At 68.8% G+C, this 22,626-nt stretch carries 25 protein-coding genes; 17 read left to right on the forward strand and 8 right to left on the reverse strand.

Annotated features, from left to right (window positions below; all coding sequences use genetic code 11):
* Window positions 1-3: 3 nt before the first annotated feature.
* Window positions 4-402, reverse strand: a complete 399-nt coding sequence (locus P0204_RS07490; protein ID WP_276223021.1) for a UPF0146 family protein — start codon at window positions 400-402, stop codon at window positions 4-6.
* Between the two features lie 39 nt (window positions 403-441).
* On the opposite strand from P0204_RS07490, the gene P0204_RS07495 reads away from it, so the two are divergent.
* Complete coding sequence (locus P0204_RS07495; RefSeq protein ID WP_276223022.1) at window positions 442-963, forward strand: archaemetzincin family Zn-dependent metalloprotease; 522 nt, start codon at window positions 442-444, stop codon at window positions 961-963.
* Window positions 964-1,035: 72 nt separating this feature from the next.
* Entirely contained in the window at window positions 1,036-1,251 is a 216-nt protein-coding gene (locus P0204_RS07500) for a hypothetical protein (protein WP_276223024.1), read from the forward strand.
* A 77-nt stretch (window positions 1,252-1,328) separates the two neighbouring features.
* Here P0204_RS07500 and P0204_RS07505 read toward each other — a convergent pair whose 3' ends face one another.
* On the reverse strand, window positions 1,329-1,595 hold the full coding sequence (locus P0204_RS07505) for a thioredoxin family protein (RefSeq protein WP_276223026.1): 267 nt from the start codon (window positions 1,593-1,595) through the stop codon (window positions 1,329-1,331).
* A 107-nt stretch (window positions 1,596-1,702) separates the two neighbouring features.
* Here P0204_RS07505 and P0204_RS07510 point away from each other — a divergent pair, with 107 nt between their 5' ends.
* From P0204_RS07510 to P0204_RS07520, 3 genes are all read left to right on the forward strand, one after another.
* The gene (locus tag P0204_RS07510) at window positions 1,703-1,864 is read left to right on the forward strand and encodes a preprotein translocase subunit Sec61beta (protein WP_276223028.1); all 162 of its coding nucleotides are present in this window, start codon (window positions 1,703-1,705) and stop codon (window positions 1,862-1,864) included.
* 240 nt (window positions 1,865-2,104) lie between these two features.
* Window positions 2,105-2,479, forward strand: coding sequence for a DUF7532 family protein (locus P0204_RS07515; protein ID WP_276223030.1), 375 nt, complete (start codon window positions 2,105-2,107; stop codon window positions 2,477-2,479).
* A complete protein-coding gene (locus P0204_RS07520) occupies window positions 2,476-3,867 on the forward strand; it encodes a ribonuclease FAU-1 family protein (RefSeq protein ID WP_276223032.1) in 1,392 nt (463 codons plus the stop codon). The genes P0204_RS07515 and P0204_RS07520 overlap by 4 nt, the downstream gene beginning before the upstream one ends.
* Here P0204_RS07520 and P0204_RS07525 read toward each other — a convergent pair.
* Complete coding sequence (locus P0204_RS07525) at window positions 3,859-5,277, reverse strand: LVIVD repeat-containing protein (protein ID WP_276223034.1); 1,419 nt, start codon at window positions 5,275-5,277, stop codon at window positions 3,859-3,861. The two genes, P0204_RS07520 and P0204_RS07525, sit on opposite strands and share 9 nt — an antisense overlap.
* Window positions 5,278-5,325: 48 nt before the next feature.
* Entirely contained in the window at window positions 5,326-5,907 is a 582-nt protein-coding gene (locus P0204_RS07530) for an LURP-one-related/scramblase family protein (RefSeq protein WP_276223036.1), read from the reverse strand.
* A gap of 226 nt (window positions 5,908-6,133) precedes the next feature.
* Here P0204_RS07530 and uvrA point away from each other — a divergent pair, with 226 nt between their 5' ends.
* From uvrA to P0204_RS07570, 8 genes are all read left to right on the forward strand, one after another.
* Window positions 6,134-9,118, forward strand: coding sequence for an excinuclease ABC subunit UvrA (gene uvrA / locus P0204_RS07535; RefSeq protein WP_276223038.1), 2,985 nt, complete (start codon window positions 6,134-6,136; stop codon window positions 9,116-9,118).
* Window positions 9,119-9,186: 68 nt separating this feature from the next.
* On the forward strand, window positions 9,187-9,948 hold the full coding sequence (locus tag P0204_RS07540) for a hypothetical protein (RefSeq protein ID WP_276223039.1): 762 nt from the start codon (window positions 9,187-9,189) through the stop codon (window positions 9,946-9,948).
* A 47-nt stretch (window positions 9,949-9,995) separates the two neighbouring features.
* Window positions 9,996-11,924, forward strand: coding sequence for a S9 family peptidase (locus P0204_RS07545; protein ID WP_276223042.1), 1,929 nt, complete (start codon window positions 9,996-9,998; stop codon window positions 11,922-11,924).
* A gap of 48 nt (window positions 11,925-11,972) precedes the next feature.
* Entirely contained in the window at window positions 11,973-12,929 is a 957-nt protein-coding gene (locus tag P0204_RS07550; RefSeq protein WP_276223044.1) for a WD40/YVTN/BNR-like repeat-containing protein, read from the forward strand.
* Window positions 12,930-13,002: 73 nt separating this feature from the next.
* Window positions 13,003-13,983, forward strand: a complete 981-nt coding sequence (locus P0204_RS07555; RefSeq protein ID WP_276223046.1) for an AAA family ATPase — start codon at window positions 13,003-13,005, stop codon at window positions 13,981-13,983.
* 50 nt (window positions 13,984-14,033) lie between these two features.
* Window positions 14,034-14,705, forward strand: a complete 672-nt coding sequence (locus P0204_RS07560; RefSeq protein WP_276223047.1) for a DUF4129 domain-containing protein — start codon at window positions 14,034-14,036, stop codon at window positions 14,703-14,705.
* A complete protein-coding gene (locus P0204_RS07565) occupies window positions 14,702-16,624 on the forward strand; it encodes a DUF7269 family protein (protein WP_276223049.1) in 1,923 nt (640 codons plus the stop codon). The genes P0204_RS07560 and P0204_RS07565 overlap by 4 nt, the downstream gene beginning before the upstream one ends.
* Window positions 16,608-17,117 carry a DUF7519 family protein gene (locus P0204_RS07570; RefSeq protein ID WP_276223050.1) on the forward strand — a complete coding sequence of 170 codons (510 nt, stop codon included), beginning with the start codon at window positions 16,608-16,610 and terminating at the stop codon, window positions 17,115-17,117. Before P0204_RS07565 ends, P0204_RS07570 begins: the two co-directional genes overlap by 17 nt.
* Before the next feature lies 1 nt (window position 17,118).
* Here the strand turns inward: P0204_RS07570 and P0204_RS07575 are convergent, their stop codons facing one another.
* Window positions 17,119-17,505, reverse strand: coding sequence for a hypothetical protein (locus tag P0204_RS07575; RefSeq protein WP_276223051.1), 387 nt, complete (start codon window positions 17,503-17,505; stop codon window positions 17,119-17,121).
* Window positions 17,506-17,626: 121 nt separating this feature from the next.
* Here P0204_RS07575 and P0204_RS07580 point away from each other — a divergent pair, with 121 nt between their 5' ends.
* Window positions 17,627-18,073 carry a DUF5518 domain-containing protein gene (locus P0204_RS07580; RefSeq protein WP_276223052.1) on the forward strand — a complete coding sequence of 149 codons (447 nt, stop codon included), beginning with the start codon at window positions 17,627-17,629 and terminating at the stop codon, window positions 18,071-18,073.
* Window positions 18,074-18,124: 51 nt separating this feature from the next.
* Window positions 18,125-19,207: a geranylgeranyl reductase family protein gene (locus P0204_RS07585; protein WP_276223053.1), complete on the forward strand. Its 1,083-nt coding sequence runs from the start codon at window positions 18,125-18,127 to the stop codon at window positions 19,205-19,207.
* A gap of 1 nt (window position 19,208) precedes the next feature.
* Here P0204_RS07585 and P0204_RS07590 read toward each other — a convergent pair whose 3' ends face one another.
* Window positions 19,209-19,454 (reverse strand): DUF8151 family protein, encoded by a 246-nt coding sequence (locus P0204_RS07590; protein WP_276223054.1) that lies wholly within the window; start codon window positions 19,452-19,454, stop codon window positions 19,209-19,211.
* 81 nt (window positions 19,455-19,535) lie between these two features.
* Between P0204_RS07590 and P0204_RS07595 the strand changes: the two genes are divergently transcribed.
* Together P0204_RS07595 and P0204_RS07600 are read left to right on the forward strand one after the other, a co-directional pair.
* Window positions 19,536-19,763 (forward strand): DUF7860 family protein, encoded by a 228-nt coding sequence (locus P0204_RS07595; RefSeq protein ID WP_276223056.1) that lies wholly within the window; start codon window positions 19,536-19,538, stop codon window positions 19,761-19,763.
* Between the two features lie 64 nt (window positions 19,764-19,827).
* Window positions 19,828-20,223 (forward strand): hypothetical protein, encoded by a 396-nt coding sequence (locus P0204_RS07600; RefSeq protein WP_276223058.1) that lies wholly within the window; start codon window positions 19,828-19,830, stop codon window positions 20,221-20,223.
* Here the strand turns inward: P0204_RS07600 and ygfZ are convergent.
* Window positions 20,214-21,299, reverse strand: a complete 1,086-nt coding sequence (ygfZ, locus tag P0204_RS07605; RefSeq protein ID WP_276223060.1) for a CAF17-like 4Fe-4S cluster assembly/insertion protein YgfZ — start codon at window positions 21,297-21,299, stop codon at window positions 20,214-20,216. The two genes, P0204_RS07600 and ygfZ, sit on opposite strands and share 10 nt — an antisense overlap.
* A 38-nt stretch (window positions 21,300-21,337) precedes the next feature.
* Window positions 21,338-22,591: a carboxypeptidase-like regulatory domain-containing protein gene (locus tag P0204_RS07610; protein WP_276223061.1), complete on the reverse strand. Its 1,254-nt coding sequence runs from the start codon at window positions 22,589-22,591 to the stop codon at window positions 21,338-21,340.
* Window positions 22,592-22,626: the final 35 nt, after the last annotated feature.

Genomic DNA, 22,626 nt, shown 5'->3' on the forward strand with positions numbered 1-22,626 from the left:
TTGCTATCCCCCGTCGGTGACCCGGTACAGCGTCACACCCCCGGGCAAGGACTCGGGATCGACGGGGACGACGGGTGGATCGCCACCGAGCGTGGTGAACCAACAGGCCGCCCCGACGGTTCGGGCGACCGACCGAACCGGCCGGTGGAGTTCCGGCGGGAGGTTGCGGGCGTAGACGACGTCAGTTCCCTCGTAGACGGCCGTCTCTGGGTCGGTGACGTCGTCGAGGACGAACTCGACATCCTCGGGGACGGGCCGACGCTCGATGTCGGTCGCCGTCACTGCGACCCCCCGATCACGGAGCGCGGCGGCGACCGTCGGCCGGTTCCCGATCCCGACCTCGACCGCCGACGCTGCGACGGTCGCGAGCCGGTCGGCGAGGGCCTCGTCGGGCTTGCTCACGTCGGGATATTTATGAGACGGCGGCGCATATGCGTTCGCATGCACGTCGACATCGTGCCGGTCGGCGAGGTCTCCGCGCAGGTCAAACGCGAGGCCTCCGACGGGCTGCGGGCGACCTACGACTGCGAGGTCTCCATGCACGATCCCCAGTCCATCCCGGCCGGTGCGTACGATGCCGACCGCGACCAGTACCGCGCCGAGGAGTTCATCGACCTGGCTCGCCGAGTGGGGTCGGGCGGGAAGAACATCGCGATCACCCCGATGGATCTGTTCTACCGGCGCCGCAACTACGTCTTCGGCTTAGCGTATCTGGGTGGCTCCGGGAGCGTCATCTCCACCTACCGGCTCCAGACGACCTCCGATGGCGGGTTCTCGAACCGCTCGGCCGGCGAGATCTTCTCGGCCCGCGTCCGCAAGGAGGTCGTCCACGAGATCGGCCACACGCTCGGCCTGGAACACTGTGACAACAAACGCTGTGTCATGAACTTCTCCCCGACGGTCCGGCAGGTCGACGTGAAAGAACCCTCGCTGTGTGGTTCCTGCCAGCGGAACGTCCTCTGATCGGCGGCCGCGATCGTACCTAACGAATTAGGCTGTCCGGATAATATCCTCTACGGCTTAGGTGTGTGTGTAATGAGCAAGAGCCAGTCCTCCGATCGGGCCGAAGAACTCGGTGACATCTTCGTCTCGGTCACCGGCGGTGAATCGGTTACCGAACACCAGGACGACGACGCCTCCGACCGGGAACTCCGGCCGGACGAGGAGTTCGACCCCGACGAGGTCGCCGACGGCCTCGACGACGCAGTCGCCGGGTCGGAGACTGGCGATACGAGCGACCCCGCGGCCTGATTCGGGCAGTACGTCTCGGCCCGTCGGCGACAGTGCCGTCGCTCCGGACGAAGCGAACGACGGAGAAAGGAGTTACCTCAGACGCCCGCTTGCTGCAGTGCGTCCTCCAAGTCGTCGGCCTGCGTGACGCCGACGAAGCGTTCGACGATGCCGTCGTCGTTCTCGACGATGAGTGTCGGCAGCGAGCGTACCTGGTACTCGTTGGCGACGTCCTGCTCTTCGTCGACGTTGATCTTCTCGAACTCGACGTCGGTCCACTCCTCCTTGAGGTCGTCAAGGATCGGGTCCTGGGTCTTACACGGACCACACCAGTCGGCGTAGAAGTCCTTGAGTGTAACCGTCATGGTCTCTTCGATGTAACCTATGTGGCCAGATAAGGGTTGTCCATGTGCGGCGCTCGGACACGACCGAAGCCGAAAGGCTTACTCCGCGGGACTGACGAAGACTGGATATGAGCAGTAGCGACGGCGGCGGACTCATGTCCAGTGCCGGACTCGTCCGGTACTTCGACGCCGAAGACCAGAACACGATCCGTGTCGACCCGCGAACAATCGTCGCCTTCGGCGTCCTGTTCGGTGTACTGATGCTCGTGCTGAACGCCACCGCAGTATAAGGCCGCCGTTCTTCCTCGGGTGTCCGCACGCGCTCTCCGAGCCTGCCGTCCCACTCGCCGCGAAAACGGTTCGACCACACTACTCACGGGTTCGCCGTGCGCGTTCTCGGTCGCGGGCTGCCCCATCCCGTTCGAGTGAGCCTCCGCTCGGCGGATGCTCCGAACGCCGTTGACACCCGGCTGTTGCTTCCATGATGGGAAGTCGCGGCGTTTTTCCACGCTTGTCACCCAACAGCGGGTATGCACTTCACCCAGCGCGAACAGCACGCGCTCCGCGAGGCCGGCGTCGACCAGGCGACCATCGAGGCAGCGTCCGAGGCCGTCGTCGAGGCGACCGCCGACGCGGCCGCCGACATCGAGGCGTTCTTCGCCGACGCCGGGACCGTCTACTCCGACATGGACCGCGCGCACAGTGCCAGCGAGATCCAGGAACACACCGTCGACTACTGTGATCTATTCACCCACGCCGACGACATCCGGGGGTACCTTCGGTTCGACCGGTGGGGTGTTCCAGTCGAAGGCGGGCGCGTCCTGAGCGACGAGCGTGTCGAACTGACGCTGGGGCCGACCGTCGACGGCCGGGTCCGGTTCGCGTACGACGAGGACGCGCTATGACCGTCAAGCTCAGGGGCATCTACACGACGGCGCTGACCCACCTGCTGACAGAGGCCGGTCACGAGGTGGTCCAGGCGTCCGGGCCGATCCGCGACCGGTTCGACGCCGACTTCGGAACCGAGCGGGCCGCAGTGACCGTCGCGACGACCGACGACCGCCAGGGTGTCGGCGTCAGCGGCGACGACGAGCGGGTCGCGGCCGTCCAGGAACTCGTGACCGGCGTGGGACGGGACACGCTGTGGTGGCCGGACCCGACGCCCGAGGGGGCCGTCTACGCCGGCGAGGTGACCGAGACGCTCGGGAGCGGTGCGGTCGTGGACCTGGGTGACGCCGAAGGGTTCCTGCCGTACGGCAACGCCGACGACCGCGTCGAGACCGGCGACCGGCTAGTGGTCCAGGTGGCCGAGGCAGGCGCTCCCTGGACGGACGGCCGGCCCGTCCTGGAGACGGCCGTCGCCGTCCGCGGGTCGCTGCTGTCGCTCGTCCGGGGAGCCAGCACCGACACCGGCGGCGTCGGCGGTCCGTCGATGCTGGACCTGGTGGCGGCTGATCCCCGCGAGGGGTGGGGGGTCTCCTGGGAACGGGCGAGCGACGACGCCGACTTCGACGCGCTGGCGGCGGCACTGTCGGCAGCCAACGAACGCGCCGCGGCCATCGACGACGCGCTCGCGGACGCGCCGCCGGCCGAGGAGACCGCTCCGCACTGCTACTGGGACGACACGACGACGACGTGGGTCTGGTTCGGCCGGGAGAGCCGCTTCGAACTGGACGAGGCCCGCCGTGCAGTGACGACGACGATGACCGGCCACCACCGGCTGAAGGCCGGCCACCGGACCGCGAGCACTGCCATCGACTACGTCGAGGCACTGTGTGACGACCCCGAGGGTGAGTTCCCCTTCGCCGTCACCGCCGAGCAGTTCGGGCCACGCGAGGGCGGGTCGCTCGAACTCGGCCACGGCAAGCCCGACGGCCGGCTCATCAGCCTGGGCAGGGGCGAGGTCACGGCCGTCGACGCCGACGGGACCGTCACCGTCGAACGGGAACTCTCACCCGGCGGCGAGTACGACGCCCTGGGCGTCCCGAAGGAGGGCGGAGACATCGCCGAGACGACCCTGAAGGAGGGTCGGTGGTGGTACCCGACGACCTACCGCGACAGCGAGGGGACGAGCAAGGGGACCTACGTCAACGTCTGTACCCCCGTCGAGATCTTCCCGGAGACGGCCCGCTACGTCGATCTGCACGTCGACGTGGTCCGTCACGCCGACGGAACCGTCGAACGCGTCGACGACGACGAACTCGACGCCGCCGTCGCGGCAGGCGAGGTCCCCGAAGAACTCGCCGAACGGGCCCGCGGCGTCGCCGCGGCCGTCGAGAACGCCCTATCGTGAGTGGTCGTCGCGGCGTCGACGACGGGCGTACCAGGCCGCGAGTCCCAGCGCCGACAGCGCCCCGAGGACGCCGAACCCGTCGCCGGAGACCCCCGACGCCGACCGTCCCGTCGATCCCTCGGTCGGTGTCGCGGTGGCCGTCGGCGTCTCGACACTGGCCGGGTCCGGAAACGTGTAGAGCCCGGGCTGGACGTCGGCGCCGCCGACGGCGTTCGTACTCGTCGCGACGAAACAGCCGCTGGCCCGCTGTGCGGTCCAGAACGCCGTGTCGTCGGCGTCACGCCACGTTGCGATCTCGCGTGGCTCCGACGGGTCCGAGAGGTCGTGGACCCTGACGCCGCCGTTGTACCACGCCGAGTAACACCGGCCGTCGACCAACTCGAAGTTGTGTGCCGTCGTCAGGACCCCGCCAGGCGTGGGGTCGCTGGTCGGCGGCGGTTCGATCGTCGCGAGGTGGGTCACCGCCGACAGGTCGTCGATATCGTAGAGCGCGAGCCCGCTCGGCCCGCCGCTGTCGTCGCCGTCCAGGTCCCAGGACTCGGCACCGACCCCCAGCAGGCCGGCCGTCTCGTCGACGGTGACGAAGTGGTCGTTGCCGGGCGGTTCCGACCGCTCGGTTCCGGGGTCCTCGACCGCCGTCAACTCGGCCGGTGACCGCCCGCGAACGCGGGCCAGGCGTTCTGGGGCCGTCGGGTCCGAGACGTCGAGCACCCACGTCCCGGCGTCCCAGTAGGCCAAGTACGCCCGGTCGCCCTGGACCCACACGTCGTGGAGCGGCCGGAGCGTGGCGGGAACGTCTGCCCACCGCTCGTCGGCGTCGGTCAGCCGCCAGGTCCCGACTTCCCGGCCGGTTCGTGTATCGACGACGAGCAGCGGGTTCCCGTCGCGACCGCCGCCGGTCAGGTAGGCGTGGCGGCCGTCGAAATCACAGTTGTGGATCGTCGTCTCGACTTGGGCGGCCCCGACCTGGGTTGGTGCCTGTCGATCGCTAACGTCGAAGACGACCAGTCCGTGTGCCCCGTCGGCCGGGTGGGCCGGCCCCGCGACCAGGAGCCGGCTCCCGCTGACCGCGAGGTCCTGGACGCGGTTGATCGGTCCGGACTCGGTGTCGCCCAGCAGGTCTGAGACCCGGGTCAGCAGCCGTGGTCTGGTCGGCGTGACGAGGTCGACGACAGCCACTCCGTCGCCGGTCGCGACGTAGGCCGTGTGGCCGTCGGGGCTGGTGACGGTCTCGTAGGCCGCCGAGAGCGCGAGAAAACCGAGCGGTCCGTCGCCGGACGGCGTCTCCGAGATCGGCGTCCGGTCGGTGCCCTCGGGGAGCGGATGGCCGGAGACGGTCCGGCCCCCGAGGCTGGCACCGACAGCAGCGCCCGTGACGCCGACGGTCCGGAGGAACGCCCGGCGGTTCATACCGGCGCTCGGGGACAGACGGAAAGAAGCGTTGCGGTGCGCGGGCGGTCAGTTCCCCTGGATGGCGTCGATGACCATCGCGGCCGCGATGATGACCTCTTTCGGGACGGAACTGGCGTCGTCGATCGTGATGTCGTACCGGTCTTTCATCGAGAACTGGCCGTCGATGTTGCCGACGTGACCGCCCTCGCTGTCGGTGATCTCGTACTTGTGGGGGATCCACTGACCGAACGGGAGGAAGTGGCGGGCGAGCGTGATCGCGGCACCCTGGGAGTCGATCTGTGCCAGCACCTCCTCGGTCTGGGCGTCGCGGACGCGCCACGTGTCCTGCAGGATCGAGAAGTCGTTGTCGAGGACGACGAGATCCTCGTCGGTCTGTGAGTCGGTCAGTGTGTAGTTGCCCGCGACGTCGAGCATGCTGCCGGCGTTGACCTCGAAGACGTCGTTGTCGTTTCCGTCGACGAAGGGGAACGACTCCTTGGCCTTGAACATCTTCTGTTTCCCGCGGAGGACGACGTTGTCGTTGTCGTCCATCGCCTTGTACTTGTTGCGGACGAGGCTCTGTTCGACGGTGTAGCTGTCGTCGCTCAGGTCCAGTCCCGTGATGTCGTACGTCCCAGTCGTGCTCATATTTTCGACCCTCGATACACAGTCACTTAGTTGTAATGGACGTAACAAAAGCAGATATATAGTCGTATAGAACCGTCTAATCCCATTCTCCGGTCCACTGGACACGTAATATATCGGCGTCGGGGACCGAAACCTACGCACGGGGCTGGCTCTCGGTTCGTCGAGTGACCGGAGACGGACAGGAACCGACAGGGTTTCACGGCCACCGTCCTTGGGAACCCCATAGATGAGCAAGGACGTCATCGAGGTCCGCGGTGCCGAGGAGCACAACCTCAAGGACGTCGACGTGGAGATCCCCCGCGAGGAACTCACCGTCGTCACGGGGTTGTCGGGGTCGGGCAAGTCCTCTCTGGCATTCGAGACAGTGTACGCCGAGGGGCAACGCCGCTACATCGAGTCGCTGTCGGCCTACGCCCGGAACTTCCTGGGGCAGATGGACAAACCCCAGGTCGAGAACGTCGAGGGACTGTCCCCGGCGATCTCGATCGACCAGAAGAACGCCGCCAACAACCCCCGGTCGACGGTCGGGACCGTCACGGAACTTCACGACTACCTCCGCCTGCTGTACGCCCGCGTCGGGGTCCCTCACTGTCCGGAGTGTGGCCGCGAGGTCGGCGAGCAGTCCGCCCAGAACATGGTCTCGCGTATCCTCGATCTCCCCGAGGGGACGCGACTGAAACTCTGTGCGCCGGTCGTCCGGGACCAGAAGGGCGCCTTCGAGGACCTGTTCGACGACCTCGTGAGCGAGGGGTACTCCCGGGTGGAGGTCGACGGGGAGGAGTACGACCTGACGCTGGATCGGCCCGACTTAGACGAAAACTACGATCACACCGTCGACGTGGTCGTCGACCGCGTGAAAGTCTCTGCGGACGCTCGGTCGCGGATCACCGACTCCGTGGAGACGGCTCTGGAGGAGGCCGACGGGACGCTGAAAGTCGTCGTCCCGGACCCACCCGAGGGTGCCGCCGAGGCGCTGGGCGGGTCGACGGCGCGGTCGACAGGCGCCCTCGGGGACGCCGAGGACGAGGCGACGGCAGCCGAAAGCGACGACCGCCTCGTCGTCGAACTCTCTGAAGACCTCGCCTGCACCCACTGTGGGATCGACATCTCCGAGATCGAGACCCGCTCCTTCTCGTTCAACTCGCCTCACGGCGCCTGTCCGGAGTGTGAGGGGCTTGGCGAGACGAAAGAGGTCAGCGAGGAGCTGGTGATCACCGACCCCGGCAAGCCACTCAAGCACGTCTTCGAGCCCTGGAGCTACGACCGGACCTACTACTCCCGACAACTGGACAACGTCGCCGACCACTTCGGCGTCTCCCTGGAGACCCCCTTCGAAGAACTGGACGAGTCCATCCAGCGGCAGTTCCTCTACGGCACCGACGACGTGGTCCACTTCGAGTGGCGGACGAAGAACGGCACCCGCGAGAAGACCGAGCGCTTCGAGGGCGTGATCCCGAACCTCGAACGCCGGCACGTCGAGACCGACTCCGACCGCGCCCGCGAGCACATCGAGGAGTTCATGGCGACGACGACGTGTCCGGCCTGCGAGGGGACCCGACTGAAAGCCGAGTCCCGCGCGGTGCTGGTCGACGGGACCTCGATCACCGCGGTCAACCGGATGTCCATCGGCGACGCCCTGGCCCACTTCGAGGAGATGGAGGCGACCCTCTCGGCCCGTGACACCAAGATCGCCGCGGAGATCCTGAAGGAGATCCGCGCCCGCCTGGGGTTCATGCAGGAGGTCGGCCTGGAGTATCTCACGCTGGACCGCGAAGCGGCGACCCTCTCTGGCGGGGAGAGCCAGCGCATCCGGCTGGCCACCCAGATCGGGTCCGGACTCGTGGGCGTGCTGTACGTCCTCGACGAGCCCTCGATCGGGCTCCACCAGCGGGACAACGACCGGTTGCTCAACACCCTCGAAGAACTGCGTGACCTCGGGAACACGCTGCTCGTGGTCGAACACGACACCGAGACGATGCGCCGGGCCGACAACGTCATCGACATGGGTCCCGGCCCGGGCAAACAGGGCGGAGAGATCGTCGTCAACGGGCCACAGGAGGAACTGATGGCCGCCGAGGCGTCGATCACGGGCGACTACCTGGCCGGCGAGCGACAGATCCCGGTGCCCGACGAGCGCCGCGAGTCCGACAGCGCTCTCACGGTCCGGGGAGCGCGTCAGCACAACCTCGCGGATCTGGACGTCGAGTTCCCGCTGGGGACGTTCACCGCCATCACCGGCGTCTCCGGTTCCGGGAAGTCGACGCTGATGCACGACGTGCTGTACAAGGGACTCGTCCGCCGGATGAACGACACCGACGTCAACCCCGGCGAACACGACGCCATCGAGGGGATCGACCGGATCGAGACGGTCCGGCTGATCGACCAGTCCCCGATCGGCCGTACGCCCCGCTCGAACCCCGCGACCTACACGAACGTCTTCGACCACATCCGGGAGCTGTTCGCCGAGACCAACCTCTCGAAACAGCGGGGCTACGAGAAAGGACGGTTCTCCTTCAACGTCAAGGGCGGCCGCTGTGAGGGCTGTGGCGGCCAGGGAACGGTCACCATCGACATGAACTTCCTCTCGGACGTCGAGGTTCCCTGCGAGGAGTGTGGCGGCGCCCGCTACAACGACGAGACGCTGGATGTCGAGTACAAGGGCGCGACCATCGCCGACGTGCTGGAGATGACCGTCGACGAGGCCTACGACTTCTTCGAGAGCCACAGCGGCATCCGCCGCCGGCTGGAACTGTTGAAGGACGTGGGGCTGGGCTACATGAAACTCGGCCAGCCGTCGACGACGCTCTCCGGGGGCGAGGCCCAGCGGATCAAACTCGCCGAGGAACTGGGGAAGAAAGACTCCGGCGAGACGCTGTATCTGCTTGACGAACCCACGACCGGGCTCCACCCCGCCGACGAGCGGAAACTCATCGACGTCCTCCACCGCCTGACCGACGACGGCAACACCGTGGTCGTCATCGAACACGAACTCGACCTCGTGAAAAACGCCGACTACATCGTCGATCTCGGGCCGGAGGGCGGCGAACACGGTGGTCGACTGGTCGCCGAGGGGACGCCCGAGGCGGTCGCTCGGACCGAGGAGTCACACACCGGCCGGTACCTCCGTGATCTGTTGCCCGGCGTCGACCTGGAGGGGCCACGCGCCGACCGGGACGCAGACGAGGTCGCCGCGAAAGCGGACGACGACTGAGAGCGAGCACCACAAGACGGCCGCAACCGGACCAACGCTTTTTGTGACTGTCGACGGACACGGCTCGTATGGCACAGTCGACAGCGGAACCGACGCGAAAGCGGGGCATCGGTGGGCTCGCACAGCAGGCGAACCCGGCGTTCGCGGTGGGGGCGGTGGCGATCCCGCTGGTGGCGTTCGCCGCGGCGGTCGCGAGCGGGCGCATCCGTGCGCTGACCTACGTCCACGTGATGGCCGGGGTTCTCTGGACCGGGATCGACCTGTTCATCGGGCTGGTGTTGGGGCCAGTCCTGGGCGGCCAAGAACCCGAGCAGCGAGCGTCGTTCTTCCGGTCGTTCACGCCGAAGATGACCTTCCTGATGCCGACGCTGGCGACGGTGACGATCACCGGCGGAATCGTGTTGGCGCTCCGTCTCGGGAAGTTCCCGAACGCCGACCCGTGGCTAGCGCTCATGACCGCGGCGACGACGATCCCGATCGTCCTGTTGCTCGGCGCACAGTTCGACGCGCTGACCGACCCCAAGACGCTGCTGGCGCTCGCCGTCGCGGTCGTCGGCTCCGGCGCGTATCTGTGGACCGCCCTGCCCGACTTCGCGATGACCTCGCCCTGGATCGTCGCCACGCTGGCCATCGTGACGCTGCTGACGGTCCAGGGCTTCGGCGTGATCCTCCCAGGGGAGGTACGCATCTACCGCCAGGTCGTCTCGGAGAACCCCGACATCGACCTGATCTCGGAGATCGGGATGCGAAACGCCCGTCTCGGCGGACTCCAGGGGGTCCTCCAGCTAGCGATCGTCTTCGTGATGGTCGGGCTGCGGTGGTGGCGTTGAACCCGTAGGCAGAAAGCATATTTTCGCGTCGCGAGTCGGTCGGAAGTATGCCCGACTCCGACACCGACGACGTGCTGGAGGAACTGGCGAGTCTCCCGACGCTGGCACACCCGACGGCCTCCCCGGACGGGAGCGAAGTCGCCTTCTACTACGACAGAAGCGGCCGCAACGAACTGCACGTACTCGACGTCGAGACGGGCGAACACACCCAGTGGAGCGACGGCGAGGTCCCGCGGAACGCCCGCTGGTTCGTCGAGTGGGACGCCGACGGCGACCGCGTGTTCTTCCACCTCGACGACGACGGCAACGAACAGAACGACATCTACGCGATCGACCGGGACGGCGCGGTCGAGCCGATCGTCGAGTTCGACGGCCAGACCGTCCTCGCGGACGTCGGCGAGAACGGGGAGACGCTGCTCGTCGGGTCGACGCGGGACGGCCAGATGAACCTCTACAGCCACGACCTCGCGAGCGGTGAGACGACGAAACTCACCGATCACGACCGGGCGGCCCGCGGCGGGCTGCTCTCGCCGGCGGGCGACCGCATCGCCTACGCCACCAACGAATCCGACGACTTCGGCAACCTGGACGTCTACGTCGCGAACGCCGACGGCTCCGCTGCCCGGACCCTCGAACTCGGGGAGACGGGGTCGGAGGCGACGCCGGTCGACTGGGGACCCGACGGCGAACGCCTGCTCGTCTCGGACAACAGCGCCGATCTGACCCGCAGCGGCGTCTACGACCTCCGGACAGACGAGGTGACCTGGTTCGGCGGCGACAGCGAGGAGTCCCCGGCGTTGTTCATGCCCGACGGCCGGCGGTTCCTGGCGGTCCGGACCCGCGAGGCCGCCAAGATGCCCGTCGTCTACGACGTCGAGAGCGGCGAGTCCCGCGAACTGGACCTTCCCGAGGGAGTCGCCGGCTTCGGACTGGCCGGCGACGCCGTGCTGGGCGAGGACCGGGTCCTGCTGACCCACACGACGCCGACCCGCCGACCGGACCTGCTTGCCTACGACCTCTCGACCGACGGGACGGAGACGCTGGTCGCCGCCGAGTACGGCCCGTTCTCCCCCGAGGACTTCGCCGACGCCGAGTACCGCACGTTCGACTCCGACGGCGTCCCCGAGACGCCACAGGCCGCCGTCGACCACGATCCCTACGACACGCTGGAGATCGGCGCGTTGCTGTACGACTCCGGCCAACGACCGTCGCCGCTGGTCGTCAACCCCCACGGCGGTCCCCGCGGGATGGACCACAAGGCCTTCGATCTGTACACCCAGTTTCTCGTCCAGCAGGGGTACTCGGTCCTGCAGGTGAACTACCGGGGCTCGACGGGCCGGGGCCGCTCGTTCGTCCGTGAGTTGTACGACGACTGGGGCGGCGCCGAACAGGGGGACATCGCGACCGGCGCCGAGTCCGTCCTCGCAGAGTACGACTGGCTCGACGGGGACCGGGTGGCCGTCTTCGGGGGCTCCTACGGTGGCTACTCGGCGTACTGGCAGTTGGTCCAGTACCCGCACCTGTACGACGCTGGCGTCGCCTGGATCGGGCTGACCGACCTCGAAGAGATGTACGAGACGACGATGCCCCACTACCGGACCGAGTTACTGGAGAAGAACATCGGGACGCCCGAGGAGAACGGCGACCTCTACCGGGAGCGGTCGCCCATCCGGTACGTCGAGAACCTCTCGGCGCCGCTGTTCGTGCTCCACGGCGTCAACGACCGCCGGGTTCCCGTCTCGCAGGCCCGTCTGTTCCGGGACGCACTGGACGACTTCGGGTACACCGAGGGGCCGGGGTCGGAGAGCCCGCCGGGAGACGGAGAGGCCGTCGAGGCAGGCGACTACGAGTACACCGAACTCGGGAAGGAGGGCCACGCCTCCTCGGATATCGACCAGAAGATCCGGCTGTTCCGCCTGCTCGCGGACTTCCTCGACCGGCGGCTCGGTACCGAACCCGTCGTCGCCGAGGACTGAAGACGGCCTCGGCGGTAGTTTTCTGCCGACTGGCCGCGTACCACCGGTATGGACACCGCCTACGCCGCGCTCTCCGATCGCGTCCTCGTCGGTAGCGGCGACGCCTGGAAGGACCGTCTGGTGAACCACGACGTCGAGTGTCTCGGTGCCCACTCCGACGCGCCCGAGCGAGCGTTCGTCGGGACGGTCGACGCCGGCCTCCAGTACACGACCGACCGCGGGGGCTCCTGGAGCACGGCACTGGATGCCGGCGACCGCGTGACCGCGGTCACTGTCGACCCGCAGGACCCCGACGTGGTGTGGGCGGGAACGGAGCCAAGCGCCGTCTACCGGTCGGGCGACGGCGGCGAGCGCTGGACCGAACGTGACGGACTGACCGACCTGGAGTCGGCCTCCCGATGGTCGTTCCCGCCCCGCCCCCACACCCACCACGTCCGCTGGCTCGCCGTCGCACCCGACGACCCCGACCGCCTCTACGTCGCCGTCGAGGCCGGCGCCTTCGTCCGGAGTCCCGACGGCGGCCGGACCTGGCTCGACCACCCCGACGGCGCCCGCCGAGACATCCACATGCTTGCGACCCACCCGGACGCCCCGGATCGGGTCTACACCGCTGCCGGCGACGGCTACGCCCGTTCTGACGATCGAGGCGAGACGTGGACTCACCCCCAGGACGGCCTCTCCCATCGCTACGTCTGGAGCGTCGCCGTCCATCCGGACGACCCGGAGACGGTCGTCGTCTCGGCGGCCAGCGGCCCGCGGTCGGCCCACTCGACGGGCGGGGAGAGCTACGTCTATCGCTCGGCCGGCGACGGGTGGGAGCGTGCGATGGACGGCCTCCCCGGTCCGGACGGACTGGCCCGGCCGGTGCTCGCCCGGGACGAAACGGCCGTCTACGCGCTGACGAACCACGGACTGTTCCGGTCGGAAAGCGGGGCCGAGTGGCGCCGTGTCGGGGAGTGGCATCCCGACTACAACCAGGTGCCACGCGGGCTGGTGGTCGTCTGAACGGGACCGCCGGAAGTGACTTTCGAGGTGATTGTCGTAATGACTATCATGTTTGCCCATCCACCACCGTGCGATGGAAGTTCCGCAAGCCCGCTCTGAATGCGACCAGGTCCTCCAGACCGTCTCGTCGTCGGTCGTCGCCGACGACGAGTTCCTCGAAACAGTACTGACAGCCGTCCTCGCAAGGGGGCACGTTCTCATCGAAGACGTCCCCGGGACCGGGAAGACGCTGACCGCGCGCAGCTTCGCGTCGGCGCTCGGCCTCTCGTTCTCGCGGGTCCAGTTCACTCCCGACCTCCTGCCGGCCGACATCACCGGGACACAGCTGTACCGCGAGAGCGACGACGCCTTCGAGTTCAGCGAGGGACCGGTATTCGCCAACTTCGTGCTGGCCGACGAGATCAACCGGGCACCGCCGAAGACCCAGGCGGCACTGCTGGAGGCGATGGCCGAACGCCAGGTGACCGTCGACGGCGAGACCCACCCCCTGCCCGAACCGTTCGTCGTCGTCGCGACCCAGAACCCCGTCGAGAGCGAGGGCGTGTTCCCCCTGCCCGCGGCACAGCGCGACCGGTTCCTGATCAAGACGAGTATCGGCTACCCGGACCCGACCGCCGAGCGAGGGCTGTTGCGCCAGCGGACCCGCCGGGACGAGCAGACGCCGTCGGTACGGACGGTGCTCGATCCCGAACGTGTTCGATCGCTCCAGGCAGTTCCAGAGACCGTCACCGTCCACGACGACGTCGTCGGATACATCACCGACATCGCGCAGGCGACTCGTGACGACACGCGCGTCGAAGTCGGGGTCTCGCCCCGCGGGACACAGCGGTTGCTCGAAGCCACGCGGGCGCGAGCCGTCGTCGACGGCAGGGCCTTCGTCCGGCCGGTCGACGTCACCACGGTCGCCGAACCGGTCCTCGCACACCGGCTCTCCCTGACCGCGGACGCGTCGGTCGACGGGACGACGGCGGCGGCGGTCGTCGCGGCAACCCTCGACGGCGTCCCGGCGCCGACGGTCTCACCACCGGAGGAGCGGGTGCCGACGGAGGGGTGAACCGATGCCCGAGGAGACAGCCGCGAGACGCCCCCGGCGGAGGCGGTAGCGTGCAGCGACTCGTCCCGCTCGCGCTCGCGTCGCTAGCCGTCCTCGCGCTGGGCCTGGTCGCCGCGTCCGTCGACACCGTCTCGACCGAACCGACGGTCGAATCGACCACGACACCGCCGGAGCGAACCGTCGGGAGCGGGGGAGCCGGGGCGGTCACTCCGGAATCCAACGGGAGTCAGTCACAGCGGACTGTGGCTCAACCCGCCAGGACCACCGCGACGGCGGCCGCCGACGCCCGTGGGGAACCGCCGCTCTGGCAGGTCGTCGCCGGGCTCGGGCTGTTCCTCCTTGGCAGCCTCCTCGCCCTGTACGGCCTGACCGGCGGTGACGAGAGTGAATCGACGGAAGACGAGGAGCGACCACCGGAACCGACCGTCCCCGATCCCGACCGCGTGACCCTATCCGGTGACGTGCCCGCGACGAACGACGTCTACCGCGCGTGGCGGGCGTTGTGTGCGCAGGTCGAGGCCGGAGACGCGGGCGACACGCCGGCCGAGGTCGCGACGGCGGCGGTCGCCGCCGGCTACCCGGAACCGCCGGTCAGCGCACTCACCGAGTCGTTCTGTGCCGTCAGGTACGGCGAGGCCTGTCCGACGGAGCGCCGGGAGCGGCGAGCCCGTGAACTGGCCGATCGGCTCGGATTCCCGCCGATAGAGGGGGGAGACGCGTGACCGACCGGAATCGGAAAACTGTCCTCGTCGGCGTCCTCGCGGCAGCGAGCGGACTCACGCTGGTACTGGTTCCGGGCGGGACACTGCTGCCGCGGGTCGTGGCGACGTTGGCGACCATCGCTGTCGGGCTCGCAGCGGTTCTCCTCGCGGCCGACCGCCTGTTCGGGGGCGACGACCCGTCGGTGACGCTCCCGACCCCGGAGACGCGGCCGGCCTACAGCGTCCCGGGCACCGAACTCCGAGAGCTCCTAGACGCCGTGGGTCTGGTCGGCCGGCGGCGACTCGCCGATGACGCCGTCGAATCCGACGGTGCGACGCCGCGCGAACGGCTCCGGGCACGGCTCCAGCGCCTCGGCGAGGACGTACTGTCCCGGGTCGAGGGACTCCCTCGGGGGGCTGCGAGCGAGCGGCTACGACGGGGGGACTGGACCGACGACCCAGCCGCGAGCGCGTTCTTCGCCGGCGACCTCTGTCCGCCGCTGTCCCGCTGGGCGTTCCTCCCGGGTCGAGAGGGCGAACTACCGATAGTCGAGCGGGCGTGCCACGCCGTCACGGCCCTCGCCGATCGGGCCGACGACGGGACCCCCCGGCCGGACGCGCGACTCGAGCCACCGGCCACCGCGAGCGGGGGTACCGATTGGCCGCCCGACGACCTGCCACGGGAGCGGACGACCGGACGGACCAGACGTGTCGTGGTGGCGGTCCTGCTCGCCAGCGCGGTCGGGACCGTCCTCGGTTATCCGGGGACCGTCCTGACCGCGACCCTCGGCGTGTCGCTGGCCGGGGCAGCGAAGGTGTGGTCGCCGACGGTCGATCTAGCGGTGTCACGCTCTCTCGACGCGACGACACCGGCTCCGGGTGAGGCGGTGACGGTCACGGTCACGGTCGAGAACGTCGGCACGACGACCCTGCCCGACATCCGGCTGATCGACGGGGTCCCGACCGGGCTGACGGTCGCCGACGGCCACCCCCGGTTCACGACGGCGCTGCGTCCGGGACGGGCCAGGACGGTCTCGTACACGGTCAGGGCCGTCCCGGGACGACACACGTTCGACCCGGCGACTGTCGTCGTCGGCGACGTTGCCGGTGCGACGGAGACGGTGACCACCGTCGGGGCCGCCGACGGCCCGACGGAACTCCACTGTGGCTTCGGGAAACAGGACGGGAAGTCGGTCGAGCGACGGTCACAGGTCACACTCGACGCCGGCCAGCAGGTTGCCGACGCCAGCGGTTCGGGCGTGGAGTTCGACACGCTCCGGGAGTACCGCCCCGGCGATCCGCCGGCCCGCATCGACTGGCACCACCGGGCAAAGACCGGCGACCTCGCGACGGTGGAGTTCCGCGAGCCGCGACTGGCACGCGTCGCCGTCGTCGTCGACACGCGTCCGGCGGCGTACGTCGCGGCGAGCCCCGGCGGCGTCCCAGCACCCCGCCACGCCGCCGTCGCCGCGGACGCGGTGGTCGGCCGCCTGCTCGCCGATGGTGTCCCGGTCGGGCTGGCGACGACAGCAGGGGACTGCTGGCGGCCACCACAGGCGGGAGACGAACAGCGGGCGGCGTTACGGACGCTGCTGGCCGGCGGGGACGCCGTCCCCTGGCGGCCGGTGACAGCGTCTGCGACAGGCGAGGATGTCGCGTCGAGCCTCGCCGCGCGACTCGATCCGGACGTACAGGTGCTGTTCGTCTCGCCGATGTGTGACGACGAAAGCGTCGACCTGGCGCGTCGCTTGGAACTGGCCGGGCACGACACCACGGTCGTCAGTCCGGACTGTACCGGCGCGGCCACAGTCGAAGGGACGTACGGTCGCCTCGTTCGCCGACAGCGACTCTCCACGCTCCGTGGTCACGACATCCCGGTGACGGACTGGGACCCGGCGGACGAACTCGGGGAGGTGTGTGCGCGTGTCGCCACCGTCTGACTCCCCGGACCGGAACGGCACGCCGCCGCGGTTCAGCGTCGGTCTCAGCGCCCTCGCCACCCTCGTCGTGCTGGCGCTCGCTGCGCCGGCCCCCGCGCCGCTCGGTGTCGGGTTGCTCGGCGCGCTGTTGGGAGCGGTCGGCGTCGTCCGGGACCGGGACGGCCTTCTGACTCTCGGGGCTGTTGGGCTCTTCGGCGCTGTCCTCCTTGCTAGGACCGCCGGGCGGTCGCCAGTCTGGCTGCTCGCTGCCTCGGTCCCTGTCGTTCTCGCCTGGGTCACCGCCAGACACGCCTGTCGACTGGGGCGACAGATGGGGCGTAGCGTCCCGACCTTGCGCGTGGAACTCGTCCACGCCGTCTCGACGCTGGCGGTCCTGGTCGGTGGCGGTGGCGTCGGCTATCTCACATACCGGTCCGCGGTGACGAGCACGTCTCCCCTCGCAGTCGGGTTGTTGCTCCTCGCTGCCGTCGCCTTCACCGTCGCGCTTCGATGAGTCACACCATCCTCGCAAAGACGAACAGCGGAATCGCGGTCGCGGCCGTCGCGACGGCCGCCAACAGGACGATCTTCAGCGCCTTCCGGCGGTCCGCCCGCACCGCCTCGGCCTCGGCGGCGGACCCGCGTCCCCCGCCAGAACCCGTGAGATCGTACCGGGCCAGCGCCCCGAAGGCCGCACAGAACCGGAAGTAGTCCTGGAGGACGCCGATCCAACCGCCGAAGACGAACGGGACGGTCGCCCACAACGCCGTCGTCGGGACCGTGTCGAGAGCGACGGCGACGACGACGGCCACAGCAGCCGCGAACGAGCCGATTCCGGCGAACCGCCGGCGGCGCCGCTCGACCCTGCCGATGTTACAGACGCCAGGTTGGTACTCTGCCATACCGGCTGCCAGGGGTCACAGCGGCATATGCTGCCCGGACTGTGGGGCAGCGTTCGCAGTGAGTGACAGACTGAGAGACGCATGGTCAGGATTTATTACCACTGGCTGACAACACACCCGTGTGACCCGAATCGGTCCCCTCCACGAGTTGAACGACACCTGGCGATACGCCCTTCTCGGCGGTGTCCTCTCGGCACCGTTCACCCTCGCCAGCTACTGGCAGTCCGGCTCCGAGATGTCGCTGAGTGCAGTGTTCTTCGCGGCGATCGTCGTCGGCTACCTCGCGAAACAACGCGGCCTCGAGAGCAGCCCCGTCGGCCTCCGAACCGGCGTCGTCGGGTCGGTCCCGGCGCTGTGGATCGTCTGGGATCTCCTGACGGCCGCGACCGCACTGAGCGGATCGGCCTGGTTCGTGGTCGGTGGCTCGCTCGCGGTGGCGCTGTTCACCCTGATGTTCCTCGGTCTCGTCGTCTCCTTCTCGGCGCTCTTTGGCGCGCTGGGCGGACGGCTCGGCGGCTGGATCGCCGAGCGCAGCGGTGGCGGTCGCCGTCCGGCGGCCAGCCACTGACGCCCGGTCGAATCGAGAAGGTACTTGCCCCGTGACACCCTGACGACGTGTATGTACGATGTCGCCGTCGTCGGTGCCGGCCCGGCCGGCTCGCGGTACGCCCGCCAGGCCGCCCGGAACGGGCTCGACGTGGTCGTCTTCGAGCAGGGGACGGTGGGCGAACCACTGGCCTGCTCGGGCCACGTCAGTACGGATATCTGGGAGTACACCGACGACGCGCGGGACGACCTCCTCCAGAACGAGGTCTTCGGGGCGCGGTTCCACACCGGCGGCCCGGGCAGCGACGACTACCCCTTCTACAAGGACGAGGCCGTCTCGAACGTCATCGATCGTGTCGGGCTGGACCGGCATCTGGCCGAGTTGGCCCGCGAAGCCGGCGCCGACGTCCGCGAGGACCACACCGTCGTCGGCGTCACCGAGGATCGCGACGGCGTCACCGTCGAAGTCCGCGGCCCGGACGGCATCGAGCGCCACCGCGCGCTGCTGGTCGCGGGCTGTGACGGCCCTAAGAGCCGGGTACGACGCGAACTGGGGCTGCCGGAACCCGACGAGTTGCTCCACGGCGTGTTGGGGTTCGACGGGACGGTCGATCACGGCGACTTCGTCGACGTCCACCTCACCGTCCCGCGGTTTTTCGCCTGGCGTATCCCGCGAGGCGAGGCCGGCGTCGAGTACGGGCTGGCGGTCCCGCCGGGCGACGACGCCCCCGGCCGGTTCGAGGAGTTCCTGGCGGGCTACGACGCCGACGTGACCCGCCGCTGTTCGGGACTGATCCCGGTCGGCCCGCCCGAGCGCGTGACCGGCCGGCGGTCGTTCCTGATCGGGGACGCCGCCGCACAGACAAAACCGTTCACCGGCGGCGGCATCCTCTATGGCATGACCGCCGCCGACCACGCCGCGAACGAGATCGATCCCACCGACCCCGCGACGCTGGGGGACTACGAGCGGGCCTGGCGCGCGGAACTGCGGACCGACATCAGGCTGGGCCACGCGGTCCGGGCGGGCTACTCGGTCCCGGAGCCGATCCAGCGGCTGGGGATGAAACTCTTCGAAGGGGAGATCGGTGTCCACATGGACCGCCCGACGACCGTCTTCTCACGCGAGCAACTGAAAGCGTTGCTGTCGCGGTCCTGACTCAGTTCGCCAGCGACTGACCGACCGGCACCACGACTCGCTTGTAGCCGAGCAGATAGATCCCGGCGTACAGTGCGAGCGCACCCATTCCCAGTTCCCAGAGCCCGAAGACCGACTGTCCGGCCAGCAGGTCGGCCAGTCCGGCGTTTTCGGCCAGCGCACCGACGGCAGTGAGGACGCCAGCGGCGACAGCGGAGATCACGATTCCGAGGAGTTCTACCAGCGATTCCGAGACGATTCCGTTCATCGACGGCTGGTATGCGGGAGGCCGTTGTAATCCTTTCGCTGAACAGAAACGGTCTTTACGACGGAGCGTGGCCCACAGCGTATGGCACAAACACGGAACATGGACCACGCGACGATGGCCAAGCGGGGCTTTCTCCTCGGCGTCGGCCTGTTCGTCGTCGGTGCACTGGGCGAGACCGTCGGACAGGCCGTCGCCGGTCCGCTCCCCGGCTGGGAACAACTCCTCCTGACGAACATGGAAGCGTTCGGTATCGTGATCGGGTTGCTGTCGCCGCTCGTGTTCGGGATCATCCTGCCGCTGACCGAGTGAGCCGCCAGCCGTCGGCACCGAAGTTGGTAGAAGCTATTTATCCCGACCACGACAACCACTGGTCATGCAGACATCACGGTTTACGACCGCTTCGGCCGCAGTCGCGTTGCTCGGCTGTCTGGTCGCGTTCGTCGCGCCGCTGGCGCTCGGTGCCAGCCCCGGCATCCGCGGGAGCGTCACACTGTCGGCCGTCGTCGGGGCCGTCTTCGCCGGCAAGAACGCACAGACGATCCGCGACCGCGGGCGGCCCCGTTTCGCCGCGGGCGTGATGGCGACGGTGCTGGGTGCCTGGCTCATCGTCGCGCCGCTACAGTACGAGGCCGTCGGGCCGGCACTGACCGCGACCACGCAGTTCGGCGGGATGTGTCTGGCGGCGTTTTCCGCCTACACCGCCCTGGTCGCTATCGAGGGGTATCTCGGGGACACCGACGCGCCCGGTGACGACACCGGTTACGCGTAGCGGGGCCGCCGCGCCGAGTCGCCGGAGCCGTCGACGAACGGCAGGTCAGCGAGGACAGCACCGACCTCGCTGCCGTCGACGCGGACGGTCAGGTCTTCTTCGGGTAGCTCCCAGTCGACGGTCGCCAGCGCGATCGACGCGTCGAGGGACGGGCTCTCGACGGCGCGGGTCACCGATCCGACGTGGTCGTCGCCGGCGAAGACCGCCGCGCCAGCCTCGGGCAGGGCATCGACGCGGAGGCCGACCAGACGCGTCCGCGGGTGGCCGCGGTTCTCGATGCGCGAGACGACCTCCTGGCCGACGTAACAGCCCTTCTCGAAGTCGAGCGCGGTCCGGAGTCCGAGATCGTTGGGGAGCGCACCCTCGATCTCCGTCTCGAACAGCGGCGTCCCTGCTTCCAGGGTCAGCGTCTCCCAGGTTCGGTAGCCGAAGGGGACGGCGTTGAGCCCGCGGTTGACGAGCGTGTCGAAGACGCGTTCGGCGTCGTCGGCGCCACAGACCACGTCGAAACTCTCCTCGCCGGAGAGGTCGTCGGTGCGGATCACCGTCACGCCGGCGTCACCCAGTTCGCCCCGCTCGAACGACAGCGGGGCCTCGGGTGTCCCGGTCTGGTGGAGCACGCTCGCGATCTTCTCGGTCGCCTTCGGACCGTGGACGCCGAAGACCGCGAAGTCGTCGGTCGCGACGGTGATCTCGACGTCCTGGATGAACGTCTTCTCGCGCCACTCCTCGGCCAGCGGTTCGGCCCGCTGGGGTGGGGTAAACACCAGCAGGCGCTCGCCAGCGTTGTAGACGTACATGTCGGTCTCGACAGCGCCCTGTGGGTCCAGCAGGAGCGCGTAACACCCCTCGCCGTCGCCGTCGGGGACGCGGTTCGAGACGGCGTTGTCGACGTAGTCGATACGATCCTCGCCGGTGACGACGAGGACGCCGTAGCCGAACTCACAGACGCCGACGACGTTGCGGACCGCCCGGTGGGTCCGCTCGGGGCGGCCGTAGGTGTCGACGACGCGGCGGCCGCCGACGGACCGGAACGTCGCCCCGTGGGCCTCGTGGATGTCCTGGAGAACAGTCATCGCTCCCGGATGGGGGCTTGGGAGGCAAAAGCGTCCCGTTACTGTCGCCGGGCGGCCAGCGCCGACAGCAGCGCCACGGCGACGACGGCGACGGCAGGCGTGAAGCCGGGACCGTCGACCTCGATCAGCCCGCCGGGGCCGTCGGTCGGTGTCGGGGTCGCTGTCGCGGTCGGCGTGGCAGTCGCGGTCGGCGTCGGCGTGGGCGTCGCTTCGTCGCCGCTCTGGACGCCTTCGACCACGATGCTCGTCGAGAGCGAGTCCGACCGAGCGGAGAACTCGACCGGCCCGGCGCTCGGTATCTCGGCGGTCAGGACGCCGTTCGCGTTCGTCGTCCCGATCGAACTCCCGTTGCGAGCGACCGTCGCCCCTTCGACGGGGTCACCGTACTCGTCCCGCACGGTCAGGCGGGCCGTCTCACCGACGACGATCCGACGGTTGTCCGAACTGAGGTTGAGCCGCGGCGTCCGCTGGATGGTGGCGTTGAGCGCCGTCTCGGACTCTCGGACTGTCAGGGTCTGGCGAACCGTCTCGTAGCCGTCCTTGGTGATCGTCGTCCGGTACTGGTCGTTGACCGGGACCCGGATCGTCGCCTCACCGTTCGAGAGCGTCTGGACCGAACCGGCCGAACCGACCGTGACCGTCGCGTTCCGCACCGGCTGGGGCTCCTCGAAGTGATCGTCGGTGACCGTGAACGTGACCAGCGCCGACCCCTCCTCGATCGTGATTTCGCGACGCGGTTGCCCTTCGAGGACGCGGGTGACCCGGGTGTCGAAGTAGCCGGCTTTGGAGACGGTGACGCGGTACTCCCCCTCCTCGATGCGCTGTGAGGTCATCCGGCCGTCCTCGTCGGTCGATCGGTCGGTAACGAACTTGCCCGAGCGATACAGCGTCACCCGGGCGTCGGGGACCGGTTGGCCGTTACCGTCGACGGCGGTGATGGTGGCGACGGTCGCCTCCGAAACCTCGACACGGACCTCCCTGCTGGAGGCGTCTTCGACCGACACCGGCGTGTTCCGGACGTAGGTGTCGTCGTCGATGGTGATCGTGACATCCGCTCCCTCGGGAACGTCGACGAGCGCCTGGCCGTTCGCACGTGTCGTCTCGTTGATCGGGCCACCGCCGTCGTTCCACGTCGCGGAGACGCCGGCACCGCTGACAGGGTCACCGTCCTGATCGACGACGGTGACGGTGAATGTCACCTGAGACTGTGCGACAGCAGGAGCAGGGACAAGTGCCGCCGTCAACCCCACTGCGAGGAGACAGACAGCGAGCGACCGCCACGGGGTGTGCATAGTCGGGATGATACGTGGCGGCCGTAAATCTCTGT

Origin of the sequence: Haloarcula halophila (assembly GCF_029278565.1) — an archaeon.
In the GTDB taxonomy this organism is placed as follows: domain Archaea; phylum Halobacteriota; class Halobacteria; order Halobacteriales; family Haloarculaceae; genus Haloarcula; species Haloarcula halophila.